The organism is Rossellomorea vietnamensis (assembly GCF_001305855.1).
Taxonomy (GTDB): Bacteria; Bacillota; Bacilli; order Bacillales; family Bacillaceae_B; genus Rossellomorea; species Rossellomorea vietnamensis_A.
This window is the reverse complement of record NZ_LIXZ01000018.1, coordinates 38,537-50,283: the sequence shown is the minus strand read 5'-3', so window position 1 is coordinate 50,283 and position 11,747 is coordinate 38,537. Positions and strand designations below refer to the sequence as shown.

The window sequence follows — 11,747 nt, the reverse complement described above, 5'->3', positions numbered from 1 at the left end:
TATTGTTCGAACAAAACAGAAAAGCATGTGACATTTTTGTCACACGCCGGTAAGTTGGACGAAATCATTTTTCTCCGGGAAGGTGAGGGTGATCCTGGTCCCTTCCCCCCGTTTGGACTCAATATCTATGCTAATCAGCAGAGTTTCTGAAACTCTCTTGGTTAAATATAAGCCCATGCCGGTAGAAGCATGATCATTGTGGTCTGTGGTCGAGGTGAAGCCTTTTTCAAAGATCCTTGGAAGGTCCCTGGAGTCGATCCCCCTGCCGAAATCCTGAATGGTGAGCGTCACTTTTCCACCTCTTTTTTTGCTTAATAAGGCAATGTCCGTTTGAGAGCTATATTTAACGGCGTTAGTCAAAAGCTGCCTGATCATAAATGCCAGCCACTTCGCATCGCTCAGCACGTTTGTGACCTCGAGTTGAATGTCAAATCCGATCCCCTTCTGAATACACCATGATTGCAAGGTTTTTATTTCCTGAAAAATAACAGATTCGAGTTCGGTGTCCTCTATGTATAAATCATTCTCCATAAAAGACATACGCTTCTGGTGTAGCTGCTGATCCAATAAAAGATGGATGCGCAGCCACTCATATTTCAAATGAGACTTCAAAGGCTTGTCTTCCAAACGCTCAATCATCAAATGCATCGCCGTCAGAGGGGTTTTCACTTCATGGATCCAGGAGAGGAGGTCGTCCTTTTCCTGCTCGAGCATCACTCGATTCTCGGACGCTGTCTTTCTTAAAAGGTTTGCCTGCTCCGATAGACTGTCCGAAACGATTTCCTGAAATGGAGTATCAGGGGCATCCACCCCTGTAATGTTGAGGTTATGATCCCATTCCTTTAGCCGCTTGAAGAACCGGGTTTCTTTCTGATAGCGGATGAACACGAAAACAATGAAAAAGAGCAGAGAAAGGAACACCATATAGATGATCGGTTGTAAGGGGAGGGCAGTATCGATATAGGCGATAAAGATCCATAACAGGTGGAGTCCAAGCACGAACGAAATCCAGCTTTTCCGTTCCCGTAAGTATGTACGGATCATGGCGAATCCTCTTCAAGGGCCATATACCCTTGCCCGACCTTCGTTTCAATGAAGCGGCCGAGTCCTATTTCTTCAAGGCGCTTCCTTAGGCGATTCACATTGACGGTCAACGTGTTATCGCTGATGAACCGCTTGTCATCCCAGAGACTGTTCATCAGTGCATCTCTGCTGACAATCTTATTCTTCTGATCGATTAGAAGTTTTAATATGTACATTTCATTCTTCGTCAATTCAACGAACCCCTGTTCATTGGATACCGTATTGCGTTCAAAATCAACGGTTGCGCTGGACCAGGTCTTGATACTTACCTGGTCTGTGTTATAGTTATACACCCTCCTGAGGGTCGCCTGAACCTTTGCGATGAGGACATCGAAATGAAACGGCTTCTGAATGAAATCATCAGCCCCAAGCTGCATGGACATGACCATATCGGTCGGATGATCCCGGGAGGAGAGGAACAGGATCGGCACATTGGAATGTGTGCGTATCATCCGGCACCAGTGGAAGCCGTCGAATTTAGGCAATTGAATATCAATGATCACAAGATCCGGTTTCACCTCTGAGAACTCCTGCATGATATGATTGAAATCTTTGATCCCATATACCTCATAGGACCACTGGGAAAGCCGTTCCTTGATTTCATTGAATAGGGTTATATCATCTTCGATTAGTAATAATTTCAATTCTTTCACCACTCAATCTTGCTGTTTACATAAATTGTATAGGAAATTGCATTCGTTTGCCATATGCCTGAAGATAGGAACTGTTTTATTTAGAAATATTTAGATTGTTTTTACAAAAGATGGGTATTTAATTTTTAAAAGCAATTAAAACCTTACTCGAGAATTAAAGGAGTAAGGTTTTTTATGTTACAAAATGGGTCTTTTATAAAATTTCAATAAGGAAATTTTATAAGGGAAATTTGGTTTATGAAAGTAAAAATAAGGATATATAGTAAGTACTTGTAACTAATTGATGGAATTATCCCATCTTTATTCTCCTGATTCGTGAATACGGGGGAGCCTATAGTAATCATTTTCGTACTATTTACCTAATGAATGATAGTGGATCTTATATCAAATGACCTGAAAATGAATATTCCTGTAGTTATAAAGTTTCCTTTTTCCTGTAAAAATTGTGTTTATATGTATGTTTATAATAGTATGATATTGGAAGTGTGGAAACAATTGTAATTTAAAGGATATTGAACGAAAAAGGGTTACATAGTTTAGTTGATTTCATGTTTCTTATTTGGGTATTCTGATTTGAAATAGATGATTACCACCAACTTTAATTAAGGGAGAGGAATTACATGTCAGGAATTATTCGTGTTACCCCAGCAGAATTGATTAGTATGTCAAACCGATACACAAGCGAAAGCAGCCAAGTAGGTGAACAGATTTCACGCCTTGACAATATGATTTCTGAGTTGGAAGGTATGTGGGAAGGTGAATCAAGCCGTGCGTTTGGTGAGCAATATCAAACACTTCGCCCTTCATTCCTGCAAATGCAACAACTTCTTGAAGACATCTCAATGCAGTTGACGAGCACAGCCAAGTCTCTTGAAGATGCAGATGCTCAGATCGCTAATCAAATTCGCGGATAAGTTTATCCCAATCCATTTTAAACCTGAAGGAGCGCTTATCATTATGTGGGGCGCTCCTTCCTTATGAGGTGAACCCGGACATGTATATAGAAATCACCATTGATCTTAATCGTTATAATGAGAATTCCTTCGATCTTAGACTATCAAATTATCATACTGTAAAAAAACTGATTGATCTTGTATGGCAGTCACAGAAACTTACGGCTGAAACCAGGGATGGCTATTGGATCCGGATTGCCAACAAGCACAAAGTGGTTCCTGGAAATACACGGCTGAGTGATGCAGGGATCCACACGGGAGATCGAATTGAAATTTTATAAAGGAGACCAATAGAATGGCACAAAATAGTGGATCTTACTTACAAGAAAAGCTGGAAGCCGTAATACATAGAAAAGATCATCGTATCACGCTTATTTTTCAAAAAGAGAAGATTAAATTGGATGACGTAACGGAAATCGGCTTTCTGAAGGAGTTATCCCCGTTCATCCAAAGAGAAATTACCATGGAGAATGATGAATTATGCATAGTGAATACCATGCCTGAATCCTTCTCGTTTTATCCTCAATTAAAGGCGAATGAGAAAGAACGTTTGATGACTGCTTATCAGTTGGTGCAGAAGATTCAAAGACATACGTTGTCGCGCCTCCATCTCATCATATGTCCCGAAAACATTGTATTTGACCAGGGGATGACGCCTCATTTCATTCACTACGGTGTGAAAGAAAGTCTTCCCCCTTACGAGAAGGACACAGAGGTCCTGCTTAAAGAAGCGAAAGCCACAGTAGCGGCAATTGTAGACTCACAGCATAGCTTCACAGAGTACTTGAAATACAATGGAACATTGAAGTTATCTTCCCTGTCAAAGGCTATTCTAGAAGCGGGAAGCTTGCAGGAATTAAGTGAAGTACTGAACCATTCCATTGCAGAAGCCAAGAAGTCTGAACGTTTGTACGTAAAGGTAAGTAAGAAGAAGTGGAAGGTCAATCGATATGTTCTCCTTGGGGTCTCTATATGCTTAGTCCCTGCAATCCTTTATTCCATTTACTCTCTATTCTTCATAAATCCAAAACAGGACAGGGTCGTAGCGGCACAGGAGAGTTTCCTGCTTGAGAAGTATAGTGACGTTGTGACGGAGCTGCAACCATATGAAATTGACGAAATACCCAAGGTCACTCAATACCAGTTGGCCCTATCTTATATCATTAATGAGTCCCTGACCGAGGATCAAAAGGAAAATGTGCGCAACACGGTCTCGCTTCAATCAGATCCTCTATATTATGAGTATTGGATTAATATCGGAAGAGGAAAGGCGAAGGAAGCATTGGAAACAGCCCGTTTCTTAGAGGATCGTGACCTGATTCTATTTGGACTCTTAAAATACAGGGAGCAAGTGAAGGCTGACGGAGACCTGGATAGCGACGAAAGACAACAGGAATTAAATGAAATAGAAAGTGAAATTGCTGAATATGAAGAAGAAATGAAAGCACTGGAAGAGGAACAAGCTTCACAGCCGACAGAGTCACAAGAGCAATCGCAGCAGGCTGAAGAAAAAGCGGAGCCGGCTACGGACGCAGCAGAATCTGCACCTGCAGAATCAAAACCAAAAGATGATAAGAAAAAAACAAACTAACAGGGGGGTGAGCATATGTATGCCCTATGGGTTTTTCACGACCATTATTATCAAACGATCCTTCTGAAGGATGAAAACAAAAAAATCACATTAGGTCCCCATATAGAAGATACGATCACTATTTTATCCTTGTCTTCAACTATTGAAATAGAGTATGCCGGATCGTCAGTCCATCTTCATCGCGAAGGGGAGGAAGGAAGCATCCTGGAACCGGGAAGTGATCATTGCGTCCGGATCGGGGATAATGAGCTGCATATCATTATCACTTCATTCAAACCAAAGGCCGAGATCTATTATATAGGACATAAAGAAGAAATCAGTATGTCTACTATGAAACCTGAAGCAACGATCTATCATCCATACGGGGACAGGGAAGCAGGCTGCTCCTGGTATAAGGAGCCCGATGGTGGATGGATAGTGCAAACAGGTGATTCTTCTTCTCTCTATCTAAACGGTCATCTGGTTACAGGAAAACAGAAGCTTCAAACAGGTGACATTCTATTTACTGCTTTCTTATCCGTTACCCTATTAGAGGATGATTTAATCGAGATACATAGTATCGAAGACTATCAGACTTCGTTTGTGGAGACAGTGAGGCCGATGTCCGAGATGCAGAAGAAATATCCGAATTACCGCCGTACTCCGAGGATGGTTTACGATTTGCCGGATGAAAAGGTTCAATTGTCCTTTCCGAGTCAGGAATCGAGTGATACAAACCGGAGTCTGTGGTTAATTATCCTCCCTCCACTCATGATGCTGATCGTCATGGGAATCGTAGCCATTGTGATTCCGAGGGGGATATTCATCATTATTTCGATGGTCATGTTCACCACCACCCTTGTCACATCCACCGTCCAGTTCTTCAAAGATAAAAGCAGCAAGAAGAAATCTCAGGAACGCAGAAAACGCATTTATACTCAATACTTGGAGAATAAAAGGGAAGAGCTTCAGTCCCTTGCAGAGAGACAGTCTGACGTCCTTCAATTTCATTTCCCTTCATTTGAAAGGATGAAGTACCTTACAGATCAACTCTCCGACAGGCTTTGGGAGAGGACGATTGAGAGTCCCGACTTCCTGCAGTTCCGGTTGGGCAGGGGGAAGCTACCTGCGAGTTACAGTATTTCGGTGAATTCTTCCGATATGTCCAATCGTGAAATGGATGAGCTGTTGGAGGAATCACAGAAATTAGAAGAGGCCTATCGTGAAATCGAGCAATTACCGGTAACAGCCGATCTTCATAAAGGGGCAATCGGTCTGATCGGGAAAGAATCTGTTTACAAAAATGAGATTCATCAGCTAATCGGCCAATTGACGTTCTTTCACAGTTACCATGATGTGAGATTCGTCTCCATCTTTCAGGAAGAAGAGTACAAGGATTGGGAGTGGATGAAATGGTTACCCCATTTTCAATTACCGCAGTCATTTGCAAAAGGGTTCATTTATAACGAGAAAACGAGGGATCAAATCCTCTCCTCCATTTATGAAATCCTTCGTGAAAGAGATATTGATGAGGATTCTGATAAGGTAAGGTATGCTCCTCATTTTGTCTTTATCATAACGAATCATCAGCTTATTTCTGACCATGTGATCCTGGAATACCTGGAAGGGGAGTACGGACATCTGGGAATGTCGGTCATATTCGCGGCAGAGGCGAAAGAAAGCTTATCGGATAATGTCCATACCCTTGTTCGTTACATAAATGACAACGAAGGGGATATCTTGATTCAGGATAAAAAAGCTGTAAAGATTCCTTTCACCATGGATGGGTACAAGGATGAGGGGAATGAGAAGTATGCAAGAACTCTGCGCACCCTTAATCACCAGATAGGAATGACCAATTCCATTCCTACAAGCGTGTCTTTCCTCGACATGCTCAGAGTGAGGGATGTGGACCAACTGCCGATTGAAGAAAATTGGCTATCAAGAGAATCAGCCAAGTCGTTGGCTGTGCCTGTCGGTTTAAAAGGTAAGGAAGATATCGTAGAGCTTAACTTGCATGAAAAGGCACACGGTCCACATGGATTACTTGCAGGAACGACCGGATCAGGTAAGAGTGAATTCCTGCAGACATATATCCTTTCGTTAGCGGTTCATTTCCATCCCCATGAAGTAGCATTTCTGTTAATTGATTATAAAGGCGGGGGAATGGCTCAACCGTTCAAGAACATCCCTCACTTATTAGGAACGATCACCAACATCGAGGGAAGTAAGAACTTCAGTACGAGGGCGCTTGCCTCCATTAAGAGTGAATTGAAACGGAGGCAGCGCTTATTCGACCGCTATGAAGTGAATCATATTAACGACTACACGCGCCTCTACAAACAAGGGAAAACGGAAGAGCCCCTTCCTCATTTATTCCTCATCTCGGATGAGTTTGCGGAATTAAAGAGTGAAGAGCCTGAGTTCATCAAAGAATTGGTCAGTGCAGCCCGTATCGGTCGTAGCCTGGGGGTTCATCTTATTCTTGCCACCCAGAAGCCGGGCGGGGTCATAGATAATCAAATCTGGAGTAATGCCCGTTTCAGAGTAGCATTGAAAGTGCAAAACACAGAGGACAGTCGGGAAATCCTCAAAAATGGAGATGCAGCATCCCTTACGGTGACAGGAAGGGGATACTTACAGGTTGGGAACAATGAGGTGTATGACTTATTTCAATCAGCCTGGAGCGGTGCCCCTTACCAGGAGGAGTCCTTTGAAGCAGAGGATGAGGTGGCGATCGTCACGGATCTCGGACTCATTCCTTTATCAGAAGTATCAATGAATCCCGGCATTCAAAAAGATATGATCAGTGAAATCGACGCTGTAGTCGATCGGATAGAAGCGTTACAGAATCAAATGGACTTGAAAAAGTTATCCAGTCCTTGGCTCCCTCCCTTGTCCAATCGGATTTACAGAACAGGATTTGCCCAGACTGAGGAGAATAAAATCCCCCTCTCCATGGTGGATGAACCGGAGAAACAGAGCCAAACCCCTTATCACTATGAGGTAATTGAGGATGGAAATGTCGGTATCTTTGGTTCATCCGGGTATGGGAAGACCCAAACGCTCATCACCTTATTAATGGGGATGGCTACTCAGTTTACCCCTGAAGAGATCCATTATTATCTTCTCGACTTTGGTAATGGCGGATTGCTGCCACTGAAGCAGCTGCCTCATACGGCAGATTACTTCCTGATTGACGAGGAGAGGAAAATAGAGAAGTTCATTGGGATTTTAGACGATGAACTGGCACGAAGAAAACAACTGTTCCAAAAACAAGAAGTCAGTTCCATCAAAATGTATAACACTGTAAGTGAAGATAAACTTCCTCTTTTATTCGTGACCATTGATAATTTTGATCTGGTCAAAGAAGAAATGCAGGAGCTTGAAACGCAGATCAACCAGTTTGCGAGGGATGGCCATTCGCTTGGAGTCTATATGTATTTTACAGCTACACGTGTAAATTCGGTACGACAGTCGTTGATGAATAATCTTAAAACGAAAATCGTCCATTATTTAATGGACAGTTCAGAGGCATACACGATGTTAGGGAGATTACCATTTTCCCCGGAAGCCATTCCAGGCAGAGCCATCGTTAAAAAAGACACGGCTTACTTCTCCCAAGTCTTCCTTCCAACTGAAGGGAAGGACGATTATGAACAGTTGAGTTTATTGAAAGAAGATATTCAGTTATTAAAAGAGAAATATAAAGGATTGGCTTCACCTAAACCAGTGCCCATGCTGCCGACAGAACTTACGATGGTTAACTTCACCCAGTTTACAGATTCACGGATAAAAACAGGTCTGCTGCCGATCGGCCTGGATGAAGAAACGGTTGAACCGGTATATGTGAACTTCAAGAAAACAAAGCATTGCCTCGTATTAGGACAGGCACAAAAAGGGAAAACGAATGTGTTGAAAGTTTTAGCCAACACAGCACTCCTTCAGGATAGTGAACATATAGCGATCTTCGATTCCATTGATAGGGGATTATCGAATTTGATGAGGGAAGAAAAGGTTGTATATATGGAAAACAAAGAGCATATTTCCATGTGGCTTAACAGAGTGGAAGAGCTATTCAGTTCAAGAGAAGAGCAATATAACTTATCCATACAAAAGGGAAGCACTCTCCCATCCTTCTCTCCTGTCATGTTGATCGTGGATGGGTATACAAGATTCCTGCAAAATCTGGATCCCCTTCTCCAGGACAAAATCGTGAAATGTATGAAGAATTATAGTCACTTGGGCTTCTGTGTGATCGTTTCCGGAAACAACAGTGAGTTAACGAAAGGGTACGATACATTGACGGTTGAAATGAAACAAATTCGACAAGCCCTTGTACTGATGAAGAAATCTGAACAAACTTTATTCACGCTCAGCTATGACCGGAGAGAGCCGGAAATCCAACCAGGTTTTGGTTATTATATTGAGAATGGAAAAGAAATAAAAATTCAAATACCACTTATGGTAACGGAAAGGAAAGTACACGCATGACAGAGAAGGTAAGCCTGTTCAAACTCTTATTAGCGGTCATGATGATTCTTGCAACTCCTCTTCTATTCTTCCGTTCAGTAGGTGAAAACCCGCTGAGAGTAAAAGAAAACGCCACTAAAGCCATTGCCATTGTGAACGAAGATGCAGGGACAGAAGTAGATGGGGAGTCCTTGTCATTTGGTGGGGATGTGACGTCCATATTAGAGGATCAATCTTCCTTTGAGTGGACAGTCGTTGGCAGAAGTGCAGGAGAAAACGGTCTTCAAAGTTCAAAATATGACGCAGTGGTATATATCCCTTCGGACTTCTCTGACAAAGTCATGACATATGATGAAGAAAGACCGGAAAAGACAAACTTGAATTTTAAAGTCCAAAGCCAACTGAATGCCGTAAATAAAGAAAGGGTCCAGTTGGAAATTGAAAAGGCCACCAAAAGAGTCAATCATAAAATGTCCTCTCTTTATTGGAATTATGTATCAGCGGACATGGAGAATATCCGTGCTGAATTCGATGAAATTTTACAGAAAGAACAGACGTTCCAAGAAACGATGCTGGCATTCTATAAACCTAGTTCAAAGGACCTCGCCGGCCAGATCCAACAGCAGACATCGATGTTATCAAACCTTCAAAACTCGATTCAGCAGGCTGACAGTCGGGCACCGGAGCAGCAAAATTCTCTGGAATCCTTTGAACAAAGCCTTTCAAGCTTCGTAGAATATGTGAATCAATATAGAGAATACCAAGATAAACAAAAGCAATTATTAGCGGATATTCAGTCACAATCCGTACAGATGATCAACGACTCCACTGAAAATCAGCAGCCGCGTTACTTAAAGTCCAAATCACTCTTCTCAGAACAAAGTGAAGCTTTAACGGCAGGTTTGACCCAGTTGAATAACAATATGGATACAAACCAAGAGGTATTTACCGACCTGCAGCAGCGCAGATTTGAAGAAGTAGGTAGACAAGTGGAGGACTTCTATTCCTTACAGGAAAGAGTGTTGAATTTCTATCAGCAATTACAGGACTCAACAACGCTGAACAACCTGCAAGGAAATATCTTTGAACTGAACAATAAGTTGGCAGAAGGAGATGGGGAGATCTTCAATCCACCGGCCCCTCCTGAAATTCCAGAGCCGCCAAAAGATGGAGAGGATCCCGACCCTCAACAGGTCGTCATTTCCTCACAGGAAGGTGAGCCCGAACCAGGGGAACCAAATGATCCTCCTCCTGCTCCACCGAATTTAGACCCGGAAATAACTGAGCTGACAGCTATTTCTACCGAAATCGATACGTTGAAGGAAACACTGACTAAATTAACAGTACCAACACCTGAAGACATAACGGCAGCTGTGACCAATATTCAAACGATCAATGATCGCATCCTGAATGTCCGAACACAGCTGCAAGGTAAAAATAACAGCTCGGAAAACCCGCTTCAAGCCGAAGTGGATAGACTGATGGGAGAAGTATCAAGACTTCTTGAAGATAATCAGACATTGATTGATAAAATCGATGAACTGACCAAACAGGTTGAAACTCTCACAACCGAAAATGAAGAGCTCAAAGATCAAGTCAAGACATTGACTGAGACGAATGAAGCTCTTATAAACCAATTGGAGATGTTCTCAGACAACATTTCAAATATCGTTGCCGAAATCGAGGATAAAGAGAGTTCGATCCTGAACTCGGCCGCTTTATCTGAGAATAGGAGAAACACCTTATATGGCTATTTTTCTCGCGGGATTAATAACTATAAGCTTATGGATCTTCTACAGTACTACTCTTACCTGGATCGGTATGAAGCGACTCTAAACGGAATGTTAACGGAGAATGGAGTAAAAGCGACCGTACTCCAGGATGAAGAGCTCAAAAATGAGGTCAATGAGATACTGAAAGTGAGTCAGACTGAACAAGCAGAGTGGGAACAATTAAACACAGGATTACCGACGACTGAGGATGCCCTTATTACACTTCAAGACTCATACACCGTTTTTGCGGCTGAGTACAATCGAACGGTCGATGACCAGCAATCACAGCTTACTGAGAGCCTGAATGCGATTAATCAAGAGGCAAGCGATGTATTAAATCGAATCCAGCAGCCGGAACAAGCGGCTCCAACTCCTGTTCAAGGAACAGCAGGTCCTGATTTAGTAGGGAACCAAAAGCAAATCGGCAGTGAAATCAAGTCGATCCATTCCTTCCTGGATACAGTGAATGAAAGCCAAAGTACAATCGTTTCCTATACGAACGAGCTTCAATCAAATGTATCCAATGTACAGAGTGACGCGGATACTTTGAATAATAAGTGGGCAACGAATGTAGCTTCCACTCAATTGATCCGTGATGATGTATTCAGCGTCCTCGGAAATGCGTTCGTTGACGGACAATCCAATGGGTATGTATATGATTTCTTAACAAATCCTTTAAATGTAAAGGGTGATGTTCCGGAAGAGAAGAGTGCGAGCGTTCTTCCACCGGTTGTTATCCTGTTTATCGTCTTGTTATCCAGCTTGCTTATCGGATATACAAGCTATTACTTCCAAAATGCACCTCTTTGGATTCAAGGAGTCATCTTTCTCCTCCTGAATCTAATTGTCGGATTCGTGATCAGCCTGTATGGTCTGGACATTTATCCGTTGGTGGAATCCCGTTCAGTCGAATGGACGGTCTTTACGATTCTCCTTTTATTGGCTGCATCAGGACTGGTCAGAGTGGCTTTTGTGGCACATCGTTTAGTGGGCTGGTTTGTTTCTGTAGGGCTCATCACCCTGTTTGTGACACCACTATTAGCCTTGACTACGCCGAATTTCAATTTTAAAGATCCAATGTCTACTGTGTATATGTCGATTCAATACGGCACGGAGTCACTTTTCAATCAAGCTGTCATCATTTTGGGATTGGTCGTGATCGGTCTTGCCGTCTTACAAGTATTGTTGAATAAACGATCCAATAACCAAACCGATGAGAGTACAGAAGCTTATGAGGGGTAAG

The 11,747-nt window shown here is 42.5% G+C and carries 7 protein-coding genes; 5 read left to right on the top strand and 2 right to left on the bottom strand.

Annotated elements, in window-relative coordinates; all coding sequences use genetic code 11:
* Positions 1–39: 39 nt before the first annotated feature.
* Both AM506_RS18090 and AM506_RS18085 read right to left on the bottom strand, forming a co-directional pair.
* Positions 40–1,044 (bottom strand): sensor histidine kinase, encoded by a 1,005-nt coding sequence (locus AM506_RS18090; protein ID WP_060674041.1) that lies wholly within the window; start codon positions 1,042–1,044, stop codon positions 40–42.
* A complete protein-coding gene (locus tag AM506_RS18085) occupies positions 1,041–1,727 on the bottom strand; it encodes a response regulator transcription factor (RefSeq protein WP_060674039.1) in 687 nt (228 codons plus the stop codon). Before AM506_RS18085 ends, AM506_RS18090 begins: the two co-directional genes overlap by 4 nt.
* 629 nt (positions 1,728–2,356) lie before the next feature.
* Here AM506_RS18085 and AM506_RS18080 point away from each other — a divergent pair.
* From AM506_RS18080 to esaA, 5 genes are all read left to right on the top strand, one after another.
* The gene (locus AM506_RS18080) at positions 2,357–2,650 is read left to right on the top strand and encodes a WXG100 family type VII secretion target (protein WP_034764875.1); all 294 of its coding nucleotides are present in this window, start codon (positions 2,357–2,359) and stop codon (positions 2,648–2,650) included.
* Between the two features lie 80 nt (positions 2,651–2,730).
* Positions 2,731–2,970 carry an EsaB/YukD family protein gene (locus tag AM506_RS18075; protein ID WP_060674037.1) on the top strand — a complete coding sequence of 80 codons (240 nt, stop codon included), beginning with the start codon at positions 2,731–2,733 and terminating at the stop codon, positions 2,968–2,970.
* Between the two features lie 14 nt (positions 2,971–2,984).
* The gene (gene essB / locus AM506_RS18070; protein WP_060674035.1) at positions 2,985–4,280 is read left to right on the top strand and encodes a type VII secretion protein EssB; all 1,296 of its coding nucleotides are present in this window, start codon (positions 2,985–2,987) and stop codon (positions 4,278–4,280) included.
* 15 nt (positions 4,281–4,295) lie between these two features.
* On the top strand, positions 4,296–8,753 hold the full coding sequence (gene essC / locus AM506_RS18065) for a type VII secretion protein EssC (RefSeq protein WP_060674033.1): 4,458 nt from the start codon (positions 4,296–4,298) through the stop codon (positions 8,751–8,753).
* Positions 8,750–11,746, top strand: coding sequence for a type VII secretion protein EsaA (esaA, locus tag AM506_RS18060; RefSeq protein ID WP_060674031.1), 2,997 nt, complete (start codon positions 8,750–8,752; stop codon positions 11,744–11,746). The genes essC and esaA overlap by 4 nt, the downstream gene beginning before the upstream one ends.
* Position 11,747 lies beyond the last annotated feature (1 nt).

Bases quoted from the DNA above. Each gene is read 5' to 3' on its own strand.
- AM506_RS18090 (WP_060674041.1), bottom strand. From the start codon at position 1,044: ATGATCCGTACATACTTACGGGAACGGAAAAGCTGGATTTCGTTCGTG.
- AM506_RS18080 (WP_034764875.1), top strand. From the start codon at position 2,357: ATGTCAGGAATTATTCGTGTTACCCCAGCAGAATTGATTAGTATGTCA.
- AM506_RS18075 (WP_060674037.1), top strand. From the start codon at position 2,731: ATGTATATAGAAATCACCATTGATCTTAATCGTTATAATGAGAATTCC.
- essB (WP_060674035.1), top strand. From the start codon at position 2,985: ATGGCACAAAATAGTGGATCTTACTTACAAGAAAAGCTGGAAGCCGTA.
- essC (WP_060674033.1), top strand. From the start codon at position 4,296: ATGTATGCCCTATGGGTTTTTCACGACCATTATTATCAAACGATCCTT.
- esaA (WP_060674031.1), top strand. From the start codon at position 8,750: ATGACAGAGAAGGTAAGCCTGTTCAAACTCTTATTAGCGGTCATGATG.